The sequence below is a fragment of the Robinsoniella sp. RHS genome (assembly GCF_001029355.1).
GTDB lineage: Bacteria > Bacillota > Clostridia > Lachnospirales > Lachnospiraceae > Robinsoniella > Robinsoniella peoriensis.
In genome coordinates, this window is the sequence record NZ_JNGB01000222.1 from 1 (window position 1) to 18,893 (window position 18,893).

At 42.3% G+C, this 18,893-nt stretch carries 12 protein-coding genes; 3 read left to right on the plus strand and 9 right to left on the minus strand.

Annotated elements, in window-relative coordinates; genetic code table 11:
• From RHS_RS28845 to RHS_RS28860, 5 genes are all read right to left on the minus strand, one after another.
• Nucleotides 1-1,460: response regulator (locus RHS_RS28845; protein WP_395023644.1), on the minus strand; the 1,460-nt coding region annotated here is incomplete at its 3' end.
• Entirely contained in the window at nucleotides 1,453-1,647 is a 195-nt protein-coding gene (locus tag RHS_RS32295; protein ID WP_395023645.1) for a DUF6783 domain-containing protein, read from the minus strand. The genes RHS_RS28845 and RHS_RS32295, both read right to left, overlap by 8 nt.
• 133 nt (nucleotides 1,648-1,780) lie before the next feature.
• The gene (locus RHS_RS28850; RefSeq protein WP_027295365.1) at nucleotides 1,781-2,623 is read right to left on the minus strand and encodes a carbohydrate ABC transporter permease; all 843 of its coding nucleotides are present in this window, start codon (nucleotides 2,621-2,623) and stop codon (nucleotides 1,781-1,783) included.
• Nucleotides 2,620-3,486 carry a carbohydrate ABC transporter permease gene (locus tag RHS_RS28855; RefSeq protein ID WP_027295366.1) on the minus strand — a complete coding sequence of 289 codons (867 nt, stop codon included), beginning with the start codon at nucleotides 3,484-3,486 and terminating at the stop codon, nucleotides 2,620-2,622. Before RHS_RS28855 ends, RHS_RS28850 begins: the two co-directional genes overlap by 4 nt.
• Nucleotides 3,487-3,547: 61 nt before the next feature.
• The gene (locus RHS_RS28860; protein ID WP_047835150.1) at nucleotides 3,548-4,957 is read right to left on the minus strand and encodes an ABC transporter substrate-binding protein; all 1,410 of its coding nucleotides are present in this window, start codon (nucleotides 4,955-4,957) and stop codon (nucleotides 3,548-3,550) included.
• Between the two features lie 339 nt (nucleotides 4,958-5,296).
• Here RHS_RS28860 and RHS_RS28865 point away from each other — a divergent pair, with 339 nt between their 5' ends.
• Together RHS_RS28865 and RHS_RS28870 are read left to right on the plus strand one after the other, a co-directional pair.
• Nucleotides 5,297-6,190, plus strand: coding sequence for a hypothetical protein (locus RHS_RS28865; protein WP_047835151.1), 894 nt, complete (start codon nucleotides 5,297-5,299; stop codon nucleotides 6,188-6,190).
• Nucleotides 6,191-6,228: 38 nt separating this feature from the next.
• Complete coding sequence (locus tag RHS_RS28870; RefSeq protein WP_027295369.1) at nucleotides 6,229-6,816, plus strand: TetR/AcrR family transcriptional regulator; 588 nt, start codon at nucleotides 6,229-6,231, stop codon at nucleotides 6,814-6,816.
• A 19-nt stretch (nucleotides 6,817-6,835) separates the two neighbouring features.
• Here the strand turns inward: RHS_RS28870 and RHS_RS28875 are convergent, their stop codons facing one another.
• Nucleotides 6,836-7,876 carry a uroporphyrinogen decarboxylase family protein gene (locus RHS_RS28875; RefSeq protein WP_047835152.1) on the minus strand — a complete coding sequence of 347 codons (1,041 nt, stop codon included), beginning with the start codon at nucleotides 7,874-7,876 and terminating at the stop codon, nucleotides 6,836-6,838.
• A 166-nt stretch (nucleotides 7,877-8,042) separates the two neighbouring features.
• Nucleotides 8,043-8,834 (minus strand): InlB B-repeat-containing protein, encoded by a 792-nt coding sequence (locus RHS_RS32300; protein WP_395023647.1) that lies wholly within the window; start codon nucleotides 8,832-8,834, stop codon nucleotides 8,043-8,045.
• On the opposite strand from RHS_RS32300, the gene RHS_RS32305 reads away from it, so the two are divergent.
• Nucleotides 8,833-9,162 (plus strand): hypothetical protein, encoded by a 330-nt coding sequence (locus RHS_RS32305; RefSeq protein WP_395023648.1) that lies wholly within the window; start codon nucleotides 8,833-8,835, stop codon nucleotides 9,160-9,162. The genes RHS_RS32300 and RHS_RS32305 overlap by 2 nt on opposite strands.
• A gap of 18 nt (nucleotides 9,163-9,180) precedes the next feature.
• Here RHS_RS32305 and RHS_RS28885 read toward each other — a convergent pair whose 3' ends face one another.
• On the minus strand, nucleotides 9,181-13,326 hold the full coding sequence (locus tag RHS_RS28885; RefSeq protein WP_395023646.1) for a right-handed parallel beta-helix repeat-containing protein: 4,146 nt from the start codon (nucleotides 13,324-13,326) through the stop codon (nucleotides 9,181-9,183).
• Between the two features lie 369 nt (nucleotides 13,327-13,695).
• Entirely contained in the window at nucleotides 13,696-18,789 is a 5,094-nt protein-coding gene (locus RHS_RS28890) for an OmpL47-type beta-barrel domain-containing protein (protein ID WP_047835154.1), read from the minus strand.
• Nucleotides 18,790-18,893 lie beyond the last annotated feature (104 nt).

Sequence of the window (18,893 nt, forward strand, 5' to 3'; positions counted from 1 at the left end):
CAGAAGTAACTTGGATCTGAATACCCCACTTCATTGCTTACCTGGGATATACTCAGGTCTTTTTCCCGCAGAAGCCTGCATGACTGTTTGATCCGGATACTGTTGACATATTCACTGAACCCCGCTTCCATATGCTGGTTGAAATAAGCTGACAGGTAATAATAATTAAAATTAAATACCTTTGCAATTTCCGCCAGGTCCAGATCCTGAGTATAGTTCTGGGCTATATATTGCAGAATCTGCCGGATGCGGTAATCGTCTTCCTGGGTTCCTTCTTCCAGTTCCCGATCCAATTCCTGCCGGATCTCCTCTAAAGCACTGCTAAACTCCTCCACATATACCGTATTGTCTATCTGTTTGAAATAACGGTAACGCAGCTCTTCTTTTCTGTTTCGGCTCATATCCATTGCATCAATCAGGCTGAAAATCATATTTTTAATCTGATTCTTAAACCGGAATTCCTCCATACAGGCCTTCATGCCTTCGCCTGCATAGACATACAGTAGATCCAGGGCTTCCCGGTATCTTTTTTCATCCAGATATTTAGAAAACCAGTTAAAGTCAAACTTAGGCTGCTGGCCTGTCACCTTTTTTTCTTCTATAATACGTAAACTCTTACCCTGATAATAGAAAGCTTTATCTATCTCCGGCAATATAACCCCCTCATAGACTTCCTTAATCATGGAACGGGTGGAAAATTCCTGGCTTAAAACCCCATAGATCCGGCTTTGGAAAACCATCATCTGTCTGGTCATCTTATCCATAAATTCTACTACCTCATCCCGGTCCCCTGCCCTGAAATTAAGTATCACACAGAGAATTTCCTCACGAAGCAGCACCGCAATATAAGCACATTTGCAGTCCTTCATGTAATCCATTATTTTTTCGTATAATATAGAAGAGATGTCCTGTTCTTTCATATTACGCTTACGGATACACATTCCAAAAACCCGGTAAAAGGTATAAGGAAAACGCTCTACAATCTCCGGGCCGGCAAATTCCTTCGACCTTCCCATAAGATAACCTTCCAGGCTTTTCTCAAGACTAATTCCATCTTCTTTCATAAGAACCATACCCGGGATCCGCAATGCGGTTGTCTTTAAAATTCCCAGCAACTCCTGTGGGTTCAGTGTCGGTTTCAGGACATAATCCACAGCCCCGTTTTGCAGAGCTCCTTTTACATAATTAAAGTTATCATAGCTGCTTAAAATAATAATCTGTATTTCAGGATAAATTTTTTGTACTACCTTGGAAAAATCAACCCCATCCATTTGCGGCATTACAATATCACATAATACAATATGTGGATGAAGACTTGCCAGCAGTTCCAGTCCCTCTTTGCCATTTGCAGCTTCCCCCACAATCTGAAAGCCCTGCCTTTCCCAATCCAGCATATGCTTAATACCCTGACGCATAATATATTCATCGTCTATAATTAAGATTTTGCAATAATCATTCACACTCTTTCCCCCTGTAAATGATAGCTCCCTCTCTAAAGTGTGTTTTAATATTCCTTTCTGACAGCTGTGCGTCACAGTTTTTGGGAGATTTGTACCGGATGAAGGGCACGTAGCGGGCTACGTAACCTGAACCCAGGGCAAATATGCCGCAAAGTGGGGCGTGCAGTTGGCGGGAATGAATTTTCAAACACGCTCTAGGGAGGGCGCTATCATATTTATTAAAAACAAACTATTTAGTTTTAGTATAATATATTTAACCTGAAAAATGAATATATATTTATCATTTGATATAATCTGAAGGAGAATTAGAAATTACCTGATCATCCTTTTACCGAACCCTGCATTCCTGCAACAAACTGTTTCTGCATCAGGAAGAAGATCAACGCGGCAGGTATCGTTGCAATAACAACTGCAGTCATTATCATTCCGTAATCAGGTGTATAAGAAGACCCCATTGCAGAAATGATCAGCGGCAGAGTTCTGTTCTCGCCTTTTAACGCAATCAATGGCCACAGATAGTTATTCCAGCTGGACATAAAGGTTACTACTACTGCAGCTGCATAAGTAGATTTCATGGTTGGCATATAAATTTTTGTAAAGATTCCCATTTCACCTAAACCATCAATTCTGGCTGCTTCCACAAGTTCTTTTGGAAATGTCTTGGTATTCTGGCGGAAAAAGAAAATCAGGAAAGCCGTAGCCACTGCAATTACTATAACCGAACCCGATGTATTAAGTGCCAGGAATTTCAATATGGGAATATTCTTAAAGTTTGAAAATAAACGGAATAACGGAACCATAAGTGCTGCAAAAGGAACCATCATGGATAAAAGGATAAAGTTAAAGATTCTGTCTCTTCCTTTTGTTCTGTATATCTCAAAAGCATATCCCGCCGCAGACGATACTACCATTGCAATAGCAGTTGTTAATACTGCAATTATGAGGGAATTTTTAAAAGATGTCAAATAATTTAAATCTGATTGAAGTACCGATTTTAAATTCTCGAAAAAATAAGATCCCGGAAGCAATGTTCCTTTTGTAACATCCACAGATTTATTTGTTGCTGCTATAATCATCCAAAAGAATGGAAAAATGGATACTACAGACAAAATACTGAGAATTACATATTCCAAACCTCTTATTACCTTTGATCTTGTACTCATTCTTTATCGTCACCTACTTTCATCTGAATAATGGATAAGATTACAATTAATAATACAATTACATAAGATACAGCCGCAGCATAACCAAAATTAGGCTGATACTTAAACAACAGATTATAGATGTACTGTGAAATGGTAATCGTGGCATTTGCCGGACCGCCGTTTGTAATATTTACCGTTTCATCAAAGAGCTGCAGCGTACCAATTGTAGAGTTAATGGTTGTAAACAAAATAATTGGTTTGAGCATCGGCAGCGTTATGGATTTAAATTTCTGAAAACCGCCTGCACCATCAATTGATGCTGCTTCATAAATGGAATCGTCTATCCCCTGAAGGCCCGACAGATAGAATACCATATTATAACCGGTCCATCTCCAGGTAATGGCAATGATAATCAGTACCTTTGCAAATACCGGATGCGTAATCCATGATATGGGTTCTGATATAAAGTTCAGATTCATCAGCATAATATTGACAAATCCGTCTGTTGCAAACAAACTTTTAAATATAATGGAATATGCTACCAGGGAAGTAACACAGGGAAGGAAAATTGCGGTTCTGAAAAAGCCTCTTCCTTTTAATTTTTTATCATTTAACATTGACGAAATCACCAGAGCCAGAATAATCATAACCGGCACTTGAATGACCAGATACATCACTGTATTACACAGTGCTTTTACAAATGTAGAGTCTGTCAGAAGCCGTTTATAATTCGCCGCCCCTGCAAATCTTAAATTATTTCCCATTCCAGTCTGCATCGAAGTAATAAATGCCTGCACCATTGGATAGAAAACAAATGCCACTATTAGAATTACGCTGGGAATAATAAATGCCCAGGATCTTCTGTCAATTTTTTTCTTCATGACCTTCTACCTTCCTGAAAATGGGGTGCTGAACAATGCAGCACCCCATTTACCTTCTTTATTATTGTGCTACTGCTGCTTCTGCCTGAGTCTGGTAATCAGACAATGTGGAATCTATATCAGCTCCTGATACAATAGCCTGAAGTGCTTCTGTCATAATGTCTTCCAGCGCATATGTATGCAGTCCGTAATTAACAGATGGAACTTCCTGTGTCCATTTGGAGAAATCTTTGAAGATTTCCTGTCCGCCGAAGAAATCACTTCCCTTTGAGTAATTCTCTGCTGACTCTGCAGCATTTAAAGTACTAACCAGGGTAATATCGGTAGCCAGCTGATTCATTAAATCTACATTTGATGCAAATGTTTCTTTCAGGAAATCTTTTGCTGCCTGCTCATTTCCTACATTTTTCAGTACATACCAGCCTGCGCCGCCGATAGAAGAAGCATTAACAGAATCCGCATTTGCATCCATTTTCGGGAATGGTGCAACTGCCCATTTACCGCTCTGATCTTCTCCCTTTTGTATGGAAGGAGCAATCCAGCATCCGGTTACTACAGAAGCAACTTCTCCGTTATTGAAAGATCCTACGAACTGATCCCAATCTGCTGTCTGTTTTGTGATACCTGCTTCAACCAGTTTCTTATATACTCCAATTGCATCCTTTAAACCTTTGTTATCCTTAAAATCCACTTTGCCGTCAGCATCTGTATACCAGGTGCCTGCGCTCTGCATCATCATACGGATCTGTCCAATATCACTTGGATCGATGGTACACATATCAACACCGCATTTTTCTTTTACTGCTTTACCGATTTCAATATATTTATCCCAGGTAAGATTCTGCATGTCATCTTTAGTATAGCCTGCCTGTTCGATAAGATCTGTGCGGTAGAAAGTAGCTGCGACACCGGAATCAAATGGAATACCAAGCATTTTACCATCCATCTGGTTTACGCCTGTTTTATATGCAGCAAAGTCTTCAGGACTTGCAACATCTGTCAGGTCTGCAAATTCATCCGGATAGGATGTCAGATAACCCTGAATCTTGTAATCCTCAATCAGCACGATATCAGGAAGTCCGTCGTAAGTTCCTGCTGAAAGGCTGGTGTTAAGCTGTGCTACAATGTCATCCTGCGCCATGGTTACAACTTCAACCTCTGCATTCGGATGGCTTTTCTGATAAATTTCCTTTGCCTGGTTTGCAGCCACAATGTTAAATGACTCGTCCCATGCCCATATTGTAATTTTACTTTCTTCTCCTGATGCAGCCTGGGTATCGCCAGCCGTCTCACCTGCAGTCTCCGTATCATTTGCTGCTTCTGTTGTAGCTGCTGCTGTCTGTGCTGTTGTTTCCTCCGGTGCAGATGTACCTGCATCCGTGCTCTTTGTTTCTGATCCGCTTCCTGAGCATGCAGCCAGACTGATTACCATCGTTCCTGCTAATAATGCTGCTAAAACTTTCTTCTTCATTTCATATCCTCCTGATTTAATTTGGTTTGTTTGTCTTTGTTATGTTAGTATTTTAGCATAGGAAATTTGAGAAGCCATAGTATTAACTTTATATGAATTTTCAAATTTTTAAGTTAATATCATATATTCTTGCACTTTTTTGTGATATCTGGACTTTTTTGGACTATCTAAAGATTTTCTAAACCGTACCTCACTTACATAGACGATACCACCACCGAGGTGTATAATAGGAAATAAATGGCCTTACCTGTATGCATATTAGAGAAATCAGAATTATATATATTGGATCGAAACAGAACGTATATAAATGTATGTGATGAGATGAAAGGGGATTGTCAAATGAAAAAAAAATATGCTGTTTTACTGACGCTGTGCCTCTGTATGACCGCTGTGAACGGCTGCAGCACTTTTTCCGGCGAGGCATTGGAGACAGCATCCGTGGAGTCTGCGAAAGATGTGCTGTCGTCTACGGGTGATGCCGAGTCTTTGAAAGATGCCGAGTTCTCGAAAGATGCCGAGTCCTCAAAAGATACCAAGTCCTCGAAAGATGCCGAGTCCTCGAAAGATGCCAAGTTCTCGGAAGCTTCAGAGATTTTTGAAATTAAAGAAGCTCAGGTAAATACAAATAATGAAAATATAAAATCTGATGGGAATCGCGAGAGCAGTGAAGACAATGACAAAGAATCCGAAACCATTCATTCCATGCCTTCTAATATTCTGGACTCTTATTATTCAGCGCAAAGCACCCCGGTATTTGAATACTTTCAGCATAGAAAAATCCAAAAATTTCTTGCTATGTGGGTAGATGCTCAAACAGGAAATATGGATGACATGGAATGGAAATTCGATAACTTTACCGAATACACAGTACTAAATCATGAAATGGAACCAATCCGGCCGGATCAGCAATTATACTGCTGTACTTTTTCAAACGGGGCTGACCAAAGTGGTTATGTTGTATTTTCCTATGATGAAAAGGGTCCCAGTATTCAAAATTATGGTGTAACCGAAACCTCACCGTATCTGTATGATTTAAAAGCAAATGCTGCTGCGATCCTGAGGAGCCTGAAAGAGACTGACCTGGATTTATCCACTGCTGAAGCCGCCCGCTTATCCTGGTTTGACGAGGCAAATAAGCGCAGTGACCAGGCTATTTTATTTACGGATGCAAAAGGCGGCAGTTATTTATGCGAATTTGGTGATTCAGAATTTCTTTTACTGGATTTGAATTAAACCGCTAAGAGTTTTTTTTACTATGGAGGAGGAATACTATGAAAAAAGAATCCAACGACCACCGTGTAAGGATTACAAAGCTTTTAATCCGAAGATCTTTTACGGATCTGCTGAAAACAAAACCGATACAGAGTATTTCCGTAAAAGAACTCAGCGACCGTGCCGGCATTAACCGCGGAACTTTTTATACTCATTACCAGGATATTTATGCTCTATTGGAAGAGATTGAAAATGAAATGCTGATTGAATTTTCACAGGCACTGGAACCGCTGCTTAACGACAGCACCAAAAAAGGGAATCTTGCTGATATTTGTAATGGAATCTTTTACTGTCTCAAGAAAAACTCCGATATGTGTACATTTATGGTCGGGGATTATAACGATAAAGAGCTGATGTCAAAACTGTTAAATACCGGAAAGGAATTTTGTATCAATACCTACCACAGCCTGTTTCCAAAAGCAACAATTAAGCAGATTGAGTACTTTTATTCCTTTGTCAGTACAGGCTGTATCGGTCTGATTCGAAAATGGATAGAGGAAGGTATGATCCTTCCTACAGAAGAAATTGCCAGAATGACTGAAAATATGATTATGAGCGGAATCGGATTTCTGGAAAATCCGCTTTAATGGTTCAATATCTAACGATCTACTGCTTATCCGTGATATCGGCTTCTTTGATCATTGCCAGAATATTTTCCGGCGGAATAATATCTACCATTGTATTGCAGGTGGAGAGAATGAATCCTCCTCCGGGACTTGCAATCTCAATGGTCTTTCGAACTTCCGCCCGGACTTCCTCCACGGTGCCAAAGCACATGATATAATCCAGGTCAATATTCCCCCACAGACAAAGACGGTCCCCGTATTTTTTCTTAATTTCACCAATATCCATTCCGGCTGATGGCTGAAGGGACTGAATACCGTCGAATCCACATTCCACCAGTTTATCCATTACACTGTTCAGGTTACCATCGCTGTGAAGAAAAACCGGTGTATCTTTATATTCTTTGATTTCCCGTATCATCTGTTTATAGAATGGATATACATTTTCTTCCATAACGTAAGGCGGCAGAAAAACTCCGGTATTAAATGCCATATCATCTGCGATCAATATAGCATCTGCTCCTTTGTCCAAAAATAACTTTGCCTTTTTAATCTCAAATGAGATTACCCTTTCCGTTAACAAATGAGTTTCATCCGGATAAGTAATACAGTTGACCATATAATCCTCCATAGGATACATTTCATTCAGCATGGAGATTGGTCCGCCAATCTGGGCAAAAACGAAGAAATCTGTTTCATTTACGTATCTTTCCAGCAGAGCTCCCGTTACCTTTGTAATATCCGGCTCCTGATAATCCCAGACATCTTCGATATCCACAGGCGGATCCAGAAGACGTTTGCTTTCCTCTCCCTCTAAGAAGGTCTGTCCATACACACTCTGTATGATTTTCTTTCCATCTGCAGCTTTTCCAATCTCCCATTCCGGCCAGTCTCCTACATTTATAATATCCATGTGCAATAACTCCCGTACTTTACAATCTCTTTCAAAATGCTGATAATCCGTGGGATAATCCTTTCCCAGTAGCTTGTTTGCTATCTGAGGCTGAATATATAATTCCCCTTTTGGCACTCTGTCACTTTCCATATGGCGGATTGCCGCCCATACCCGTTCTTTTTTTGTCATTGTATAATCTCCTTTTCTGTTCCTCCGCCTTGCAGTTCGATAGACATCCTGTTGTTTTTTGCCAGCCATGCGTCAGACTTGTGGGAATCAATTTTTGAAATATGCTTTTGAAAAGCGGATGCAGATATTGCACTGCATCCACATAATAATAGCTGTTTCTATTCTCTTATCGGATCTTTACGCTTTTAACACTGCTGTAATTCTTGGAATAATAGCGTTTACCCGCTGAGTCTTTTATATAAGCCCTAACTTTTACATAATAAGTCTTTTTGCGTTTCAGCCCTTTTATTACTGTTGATGTTTTCTTTCCTTTTCCTTCAGACACATAAACCGTTTTAGTCTTTTTAAATGCCTTGTCGGATGCATAACGTATCTGGTATCCGTCTGCTTTCTTTACGTTTGTTATGGTAAGTGTACAAGTCTTTGCCTTTTTGCTGGCGGCAGATACTTTTTTCACGATATCCGGCTTTGATACCTTTTTCCACTGTGCATACAGGTTTATGGTTTTCCCGTTTATACTTGTCAGGTTCTTGACCGTCTTTTGGTTTGCGTATGACTTTCCTTTACCATTTTTCTTTGTATTCCACCCTTTTAATACATAGCCGGACTTCTTAAAACGGTTTGCCTTTAACTTTGTGCTCTTGTCATAGGTAACCGTCTGTCTTCCCATGCTTCCCTTTCCTCCGTTTTTCTGAAAGGAAATTAGGTAGGTATTTGCTTTATACCGTGCTGTTATGACCAGATTTTGTGTTACATTTCCGTAGGAACTACTCCATCCGTTGAAGGTATACCCCCCTCTGGACGGTGCATTTGGAGCCTTTGCTGCGCCATGATTTGATACCGCCTGGCGGCTTAGTACTTTTCCGTCATAGCTTTGGAAAACTACCTGGTATACCGCTTCGGTTGCCGGTTCTGTCTCCGTTCCCGGCTCTGTTTCCGTTCCTGGTTCTGTCTCCATTCCCGGCTCTGTCTCCGTCCCCGGCTCTGTTTCTGTCCCTGGCTCTGTTTCCGTCCCCGGCTCTGTTTCTGTCCCCGGCTCTGTTTCTGTCCCTGGCTCTGTCTCGGTCCCCGGTTCTGTCTCTGTTCCTGGCTCTGTTTCCGTTCCCGGCTCTGTTTCCGTCTCCGGTTCTGTCTCGGTCCCCGGTTCTGTTTCCGTCCCCGGCTCTGTTTCCGTTCCTGGCTCCGTCTCTGTACCCGGCTCCGTTTCCGTTCCCGGTTCACTGATTTCTTCCAGTTCTCCAATACCTGCATCCAGCTCGTCTACTGCTTCCTGGAGCAGTATCTGATCCTTAACCGTAAGTGCTTTATTCTCTAAAAGCTTCTGCAAGTGCATTTTTAAGCCTCTTTGCTGACTCTTTGGTGTAGAGTTCAAGATCAATGTGCAGCACTTCCTGTACTTTCTGCTCCAGAGCGGTCTTATCTGCCGGTCTTAGTACCAGATTTTTTATGGCTTCTTCCAGCTGCTTTTGCATAGCATCCACCAAAGTCTGGTCCTTTTCTGTTAAGTCTTCCCTGCCCAGCAGAATCTCCGCCTCATCCATAACATCTTTCAGGCTCTTTAGCGATTCTTCTGTATAATCGGTATCTTGTTCTTTTTCTCTTCCTTCGTCGTATACGCCCTGCAGCTTTGTTAAGTCCACCGGTTTCTCCGGCTCCTGCTCTGCGAAACCAATGATTCTGATGTTGTCAAACAGTGCATAATTATTTTCTTTGCTGCCTGTGGAAAATCCCAGGTGGAGTCCGCCTCCTCCCTGCAATCCGCTTACTGCTCCTTTTGCCATCCAGCCCGCAGGTTCCTGGCTTCCGTCCTTCCAGACTTTCACTGCCATCTCACTTCCTGAGGTATATGCCTTCATATGGTACCAGCTTCCGGGTCTTAGGCTGATCTTTTTGTTTTCCAGCCTTGCCGCTTCCTTTGCATTACCATTTACATTCTGCTGAAGGAGGATTCCCCCGTATCCCGGAATGACTGGGTATACATGCATATTGTCCGGGTTGAAGGACTGGTAATAGTTACTTACATAAAGACCTTCAATTCCACCCAGTTCTTCCTGGTATTTGAAATCCAACGTCATCACGGTACCATCCCAGCTGTCCTGCTTTGTCATACGAACTGCCGTATTCTTCTTTCCCTGTATTTTCAGAGCATTTCCACTTTGGGACTGATCGGTTACAATCAGGAATTGTTCCGGGTTTGTCAGCTGATATCCTATTTCATCCGGATCGGTAAACATTCCTTCACCGTATTTGTCAAAATTCTCTTCAAAGATAACCTCTCCCTGAACTACATTTCCGGTTACTTCCTTTGGTTCTTCTTTGTTGCCCGCGCGGTCGTATGCATAAAACGTAAGCTTAAATGCGCCTTCTTTGGAAATTTCAACAGGCTTTGTATAATCCTGTAACTCTCCTCCATCTATCTGGCAGCGGATTCCCGCAACTCCCGAAGAGCTGTCCTCAGACTTTAATTCAATTCTTGCCTGATTAATATATTCGCCTGACTCTGTCTTTTCACCTGTTACTTCCGCTTTCGTTACAGGAGCTTCCAGATCCTGTCCAAGATCTTCTGTTACACCTTCCTCAGCCGTGGTAACCAGAAGATTGTCAAAACTGGAAAACGCTGTATTTTCACCGGATGAATCGGAATACTGTAAAAAGATTCCGCCTTTTTTTAACCCTCCAAAGTTTGCACTTCCTGTCCACTCAGTAGGTTCCTTTTCTCCCCGCTTCCACATTTTGACCAGCAGGTTATCCCCTGTCATTTCCATTTTTATGGAATACCAGATCCCCACCTCATAACTGAAGTTTGTATCACCATGTTCGGAATATCCATTGTTCAAATAGCGTTGATAGAAAATACCATTTCGGAAATGAGGAAGCAGATTTGCCAGATACCTGTTTTCCTTATTCTGATACCGTGGTGAAATATAGATACCGCCATAATCTTTTGTATCCGAATCAAACCGGTAATCAAAAGAAATCTTTACGTTTTCCCAGTCTGCGTCTTTTGTAAGATAAGTATCAGTACCATCTGAATTCATTTTGAGAATCTTGTTTCCATCCTCCTCTGCAACACTAATACGGTCATGCAGATAAGAATATTTTTCTACGGCATTCTGCTGGTTATTTAACTTTCCGCTGGTATACTCTTCGAAGTCATCTCCAAACAGTTCCTTTTCCCCACCAAATACGGTAAGTTTTTTATCCTTATTGGTTTGGGTTTTATCCGCTGCTTCCACATAAATGCTCCCGCTTGAAACACCGCCGGGAACCAGGAATACTATTTTATTTTTATCCCAGCTGACCAGATAAGGCGAATCTCCTGTCACAGATATTTCTCCATCCGGTCCTGTCATGATAACTTTACCCGTTTCATCCCCAAAATAGCCCTGCAGGATAACCCTGTCCCCGGCCTTTATATAGTCCGGTGCAGTTACTGTGTCCAGTTCCTTTGGACGTATATTTTCATATGTTTTCTCGATACCGATCTGTTCAGCAAGTTCGTGGGGATAAGCATCACTTTCCGGTGCGGTATTCCAATAATTTTCTTTGAAATCCGGCTGATCCATCCGGTGTCCCCAGGTGAATTCTCTTATATTATAAAAGCAGGTATATGGTGTATCATAACTGATGTTTCCCTCAACCTTCATGCCGCCGCTTCCCTCATCCAGATATAAACCTCCCGGCCAGCTGGACATGTTATGGATGCTGTTGTAAGAAATACTGCTGCCCGGCATGTCTCCCAGGGTATAAATACCTCCTCCGTCATGCATCTTCGTCATACAATATCCCACGTCGTTGTACTCAATAATATTATTTCTGGACACAGCCGCATCACCCAGTGGAAATACAGGGTAATAATCCGGCGTAATCTCACCTGCTTCCGTAGATTCCGTCCTGCCTGTCTGATCCCAGAAGCCCCAGCCCCAGCCTACGGAAATTCCTGAGTATGCCACATTTTTAATGGTGTTATGTGTAATCACGGTTCCATCTGTATAGCCTGCCAATACCGCTATGCTGCCTTTGTATTCTGTTCCGATTCGATTAAAGTAACAGTTGGTAACCACGTTGTCTTTTACAATACTCCTCTCATCATGAGGCGACTGCTCTGGATTATCGGCGTGCTTCTGCATTGCCTCTTTGATCTCATCCAAGGTAGCATTATCATCAAGTTCAACAGGATGTGCATCGTTTATGTTCACTCCGCCGATCAGCACTCCGCCCCCGGATATATCCTGGAATACACACTTTTCAACCACATTATTTTCAGATCCTTTTAACAGACTGATTGCCCCGGAACCAATATTTTGAAAATGACAGCCGGAAAATGTAATATTCTTACTCATTCTCGTCTCTATCGCTGCCTGAGGTGTCAGGGAATAACCATGCATATTTTCTGTCTCTTCCGGATTGTGGGCAAAATTTGCCTGCTGGTCCGACCATCCATACAGACTTGGATACAGCCAGGTATTATATTCAAAAGAAAGACCGTCAAAGGTGATGTCTTTTACTTTACGGTCTGGATCTCCCTGCACGGTGATAAACTGCTCGGTACTTGGAACTATTACCTCTGCAAGATCCATATTCTGCCCTTTTTTTGGCATATAGTAAATGGTCTTATCTGTTTTATCAAAGTACCACTCTCCCGGCTCGTCCAGTAGTTCATAAGCATTCTCAATGTAGCTTGGAACATCAGCATGAACCTGGTTTCCGCCTGCGATCTGGTTTAGACGAAAGGAATTCCAGTCCATTTCAATGTAGATTTCATTATCCCCCATCGCCTTAATAGACTCAATTGGTGAGATCCGGTGTACCCAGAGAATGTCGTATACAAATTCAATGTCCTGTATGTTTTTCCAGTTTATCATATCAGTGGCATTGCTCTTATATCCACGGTACGCCTTGTGGGTTCCGCTATACGTGGTATAATTTTCGTATTCTCCGGCTCTTTCTATACTTCCGGGAACCTGACCTTTGGCCTTGACCGCCATTTCTCCGTTCACGTAAAGCTCCCTGGTATTTTCCACTCCCGAAGCCTGCGCCTTCATCAGGCCCGGACGCTTGGGATCCTGTGCATCCGTCCATCCGGTTACTTCTTTGCCCGAGGTAAATACCGGTTTGCTTCCTTCCATAGCTTTATAAATTACCTGATACCCATTGGTGCCGGAATCGTCATATTGAAACGGCACCTCACGATCCATAAAGTAATCGCCTTCATCAAAATACACCAGTATATCACCGGTCATATCCTGATTCATTAATCTTATTTTTTCTCTTGCCTGATCCATAGATCCAAGCGGGTCATCTCTCTCACCGCTTCCCTGTGCACTGCCTGATGGAGATACATAAATCTCAGCCATAACCGGATCATTCAAACTCTCTTCTTTGGCATATCCTACATCATACACTGACAAAGCACTTACTATTAATGATGCTGCAAGCACTGCAGCCATTGCTCTACTCCTCATACCTTTTCCCATATCTTTTCCCATATCCCTTCTTATGCTCCCGGAACATATCTAAAATAACGAAACACGTCTGCAGACATTTGCTGCATATTGCTGCCTTCATTTTTTAGACACACTCTGATGAAGCTTCGTAAATTGTTTACAAAACAGCTTTATGGAATAGCCGTAATCAGCACCTGGCAGTTTCCTCTGATTTTAAATCACACTGCAGATGCTGTAATAAACAGGCTGTCTAATTTCTGGCCTCTCATCGTCCGGAAGAACCTGTATGGACAGGCTCTCCCTTGCACGATGAATTTAATCAGTACCGGTAATCCCGGAACTGCCGTCTGCATTGCAGATTTGATACTTTCCTTACTTTCTTATTACAACGGTTTTACTCTGTCCTTTATTTGGCATCAGTTTCTTGTATGCTCTCAGTTTAGAAGAAGGAACCCGGATAACCGCTCTTTTATGAATGTTCTTAAATGTATTTTTATATACCTTATTCAATACTTTGGATTTTACAGTAATGCTTTTCAGTTGCTTGGCGCCTGAAAAAGCATAACTATGGATTACTTTTACATTCTTGTCAATTATCACGGAAGTTAATTTCTTATTATTCTTAAATGCTTCTTTTCCAATCTCCGTTACTTTATAACTGTAATTTCCAATCTTAACTGAAGACAGAATTCTGGCTTTTTTTAAGGTTCTCTTCACCGGCTTTAAGAATCTTACCGTTCCCGATTTTACAGATGAATTTAAGACTCTGTACTGGTAATCTCCCACTGTATAGATCTTTCCTTTTTTTGCTGCGATTACGAATGTCTTTGTAATGCTGCCTTTATAGCCGCCTTTTCCAGTGAGAATGAACTGGGCATTTCCTGGGTTTACATTGTTTTTATAGGAAATGGTATAATCGGTTCCTTCTTTTAACACTTTGCTTCCATATTTAACTGTTACTGACGGTTTCAATGCTTTTCCAGTATGTGTCTGACGTGAAATGCTGCTGACTGCCAGTTTTGACACATCAATCGGCTGGGGAACTGTCACATCCGGTTTCTTAACAAGCCCTTTTATAGCAGTATCCAGCACTCTTGCTGCCCGGTCAACTTCCTCCTGTGATGCATCTGCGGCAAGCCCGATGGCAGACTGCATAGCATTTTTAAATACTCTTACACTGTCATCTGTATACTTTTGTAATTCAGCATCTGTAAACGCCCTTGCCCTTTGAATCAATGTGTTCAGCTGATCTCTCACAACCGGTGGCTTTTCCGTAAGCCCTTTTATTGCTGCATCCAGGGCTTGTGCTGCTGCATCTACTTCCGGCTGGAACGCATCTTCTGAGAGTCTTACTGCTGCATCCAGGGCATTTTTAAATGCCTTTACACTATCATCCGTATATTTCTTCAGTTCGTCATCTGTAATTGCACATGCCTGTTCGATCAGCTGGTCCAACTGATCCCTGGATACCGGTTCTCTCTGAAGCGATGCATAGATGCTCTTTGTGATTTCACCGTTTACTTCCAGTGTACCTGTCAAATCCATGTATCCGTCTGCAGAAACGGTATAAGTGTAAAAACCTCCGGGCAATAAATAACTTCCATCCGCTTCCGGTTGGTTATCTGTTATGGAAACTGTTGCATTCTGTGGCTCTGCTTCAAAAATGACTCTGGTTACTTCTGAACTTGTCTCAAATCCTCTGACTTCAACATTATCTATGTATGCAGCATTTTCACCTGCTTTGCCTGAGAAGGAGAAGTAGAGGCCCCCGCCGCCGCTCAATCCGCTAACGTCACGTTCTGCCATCCAGTTTTCCGGCTCTTCGGCATCCCTGGTCCAGACTTTAATTGCCATATGATCATCGGATGTCTGCATTTTTACCTTGTACCATGTATCTGCCTGTAACGGGTAAACATCATTACTGATTCCAGTTATATTGTTTGCATTTCCATTTACATTCTGCTGCAGGAGAATACCGCCCCAGCCTGGCAGCATTGGATATGCGTACATGCTGTCCGGACTCAGATTTTGGAAGTAGTTGCTTGGATAAAGACCTTCCAGGCCGCCCAACGGATTCTGAAACTTATAATCAAAGGTCATCACCGTACTTGCCCAATTCGCCTTGTGCATTAGTCTCACATCCTGGCCAATTCCGTTTAATTTTAAAAGCTTTCCTGATTCCTGTTCTTCAATTTCAATTGCATCCCCATTAATAGTGGTATATTCTTTTGTATTCAGATCGGTAAGTGTACCGGCATCATACGCCTCAAAATTGTCTTCAAAAATGATCTCACCTGGCTGTAAATCCACCGTAAAACGGATTGTTCTGGTTTTTTCTATATTTCCTGCTCTGTCTACTGCACGGTAAGACAATACATAGTCACCGTTTGTTCCAAATAAAAGTGGTTCTGTATAGGAAGTATATTCACCGTCATCCAGCCGGTACTCTATATCAGCTACGCCTGAATCGCTATCCTCTGCAAACAGAACTGCCTGAACCTGACTGTTATAAGTTCCTTTACCCTCCATATTCCGGTTTCCGGAAAGGGAAGCGGTTGTTACAGGTGATGTTCGGTCGGCTGACACATCTTCTGTTACGCCGGCCTGATATCCATTCACACTCAGGTTATCAATGCTTGCCTTCTCCCCGTCTCTTAAACTGGTCAGCTGTACCAGAAGTCCGCCTTTATCCACACCGGAGAATGTTGTGGTAGAATTCCATAATGAGGGTTCCGGCTTTCCTTTTTCCCATACTTTTACTTTCATTTCCTGTCCAACAATGGCAATTTTGGTACTGTACCAGGTACCAACATGATAGCTGTATTTTCCACCCCCGCCAGGTCCGTTCAGATTGCCATCTACATACTGCTGGTAACCCAGACCATTACTGTAATTAGGTGTTAGCAGAACCAGATATTTGTTGCCGTGATCTTTGAATCTGGGAGAAAGGAAGAATCCTCCAAAATCCTGTGGATTCACATCATATCTCAAGTCCATGGATAGCATAACATCCTGCCAGTCCGCTTCTTTTTCAAGTCGGGCATCGGAGCCGCCTGACTTATTAATACGCAGAAACTGCGTTCCGTCCTCATTTTCCTCTACATAAGCGCTGTCCATAATGGCTGTATAGCGGTTTACAGCAGATTCCTGATCCGCTAATTTACCTGTATCATAATTTTCAAAGTCATCTTTAAACAGTTCTTCTGAAAAATTACCTACATTAATTTTCTTTGCATTACTCTGGATTCCCTCGGCACTTTCAATATAAACGTTACCGCTTACAACACCTCCCGGCATACGCAAAAGAATTTTTTTAGCTGTCCAGCTGATGATATTACCGGACTGGGCATCCAGGTATACCGGACCATCGGCTCCATTCAGTACCACTTTTCCGGTTTCTTTACCAAAGTTTCCCTCCAGCATCACTTTATCCCCGGATGAAATAAATTCCGGTGCTGTAAGTTTATTTAACTCAATTGGAATAATGATTTCTCCGCCATCTTCCTGTACTCCGGCATTTGCTGCCAGTTCCACTGGATAACGGTCGTTTTCCGGTGATACTCCATAATAATTATTGCCGCCATCTACATAATGATCAGCCTTGTATCCATAGGTATGCTCACGCACATTATGATTCAGATCTACCTGTACATTATATGTAATATTCTGATCTACGGTCATTCCTCCGCTGCCCTCATCCAGGTAAATACCTCCCGGCCAGCCTACATTATCGTGGATCAAATTGCCTTTAATGCTGCTGCCCGGCATATCCCCAAGCGTGTAAATACCGGCTCCGTCATGAAGCTTCATCATACACTGGGAGATATCATTATTATCAATTACATTATTCTGGGAAACCGCTGCATCTCCAAGTGGAAATACCGGATATGCCGCAGGAGTTTCATTATCCGGCGTGCCGTCCGGTTTATAACGTCCGCCCTGATCCCAGAACCCCCAGCCCCAGCCTACGGAAATACCGGAATAAGCCACGTCACGAATTGTATTATTCCTAATAACGGTTCCATCCGTATAGCCTGCCACAACTGCAATGCTTCCCTTATATTCTGTACCGATTCCGTTAAAGTAATTATTCGAGATAGTATTGTCTTTTACAATCAAACGTTCATCATGAGGTGTTTTGTTTTTAATATGATTTTCAATGGTATCCCCCGGCATTAAAGGATGTGCTTCAGTAATACTGACACCTCCTACGAGTACCCCGCCTGCCGATATATCTTTAAATACACTATTTTTAACTGTATTGCCTACAGAACCATCCAGCATATTGATTCCGGCTGATCCCAGATTCTGAAACGTACAGCGGTCAAAAGTAATTCCCTTTGCCATCTTAGTAACAATTGCCGCTCCCGGTGCCAGAGAATATGCATGCATATTGAAATCTTCTCTTGGGTCATGGGCAAAGTTAGCCTGCTGCTCCGGCCATCCCTTTGCACTGGGATAGAGCCAGGTGTTGTAGGAAAATCCAAAGCCTTCAAAACTGATATCGGATACACTGTCATCCAGACTTCCCTCCAGAGTAATTAAATTTTCCACACTTGGAATAATGGCCTGTGTCTGGCTCATATCCTGTCCTGCTTTTGGCATATAGTAGATCTTCTTTTCCTGGCCGTCAAAGTACCATTCCCCCGGTTCATCCAACAGTTCATAGGCATTTTCCACATAATCAGGTCCTCTGTTAATCTGGACTCCCCCTGCAATCTGCCCGGTTTTAAAGGAATCCCACTCCATTTCAATAAAGCTGTTGCTGTCATCCAGTTTTGTAATTGATTTAACAGGTGAAATCCGGTGTGCCCAGCTGATATCCCAGATAAATTCAATATTGTCGGGATTTCTCCAGTTTAGAATATCTGTATTGGCACAGCGAAAGCCCGTATAAGCATCATGGTTTCCATTGTATGTAGTATACGTGGTTTTCTCTCCGCTACGGACCATTTCACCTTTTATTTTTCCTTTTGCACGGACTGCCATTTCTCCATCCACATAAAACTGTCTGGTATTATCAATGTCCGCATCCGCTGCCAGAAGCCCGGGACGGTTTTCATCATTTGCATCTTCCCACCCGGTAACCTGAAGTCCTGAGGTGAGTACTGCTTTCCCGGCATCTTTTGCTTTGTAAATTATTTTGTGTCCGTTGCTCCCAGAATCTTCCTGATTAAAAGCAACCGTACTGTCCAGAAGATATTCCCCGTCATCAAAATAAACAACGATATCTCCGGTCATATTGTCATTTAATCCCTGTACCGCCTGTTTTGCCTCTTCCATACTTGCAAAGGGCTTTTCCTCCGACCCGTTTCCTGTTCCAGGCTCTGTACCCGCTGATACATAGATCTCAGCCATTACCTGGCTGCTGCTGTTTACATCTGCCTGCTCTGCCATTGCAACTCCCGGAACAGAACTTACTAACATTGCTGCAGATAACAGACTTGCTACTAACTTTTTCCTCATAAGCTTTTTCTCCTTTTTCATAACTTTGATTATTTTCATGGAATAGTCGTAATCAGCACCTGGCAGTTTCCTTTGATTTCAAATCGTCCTGAAGATGCTGTAAT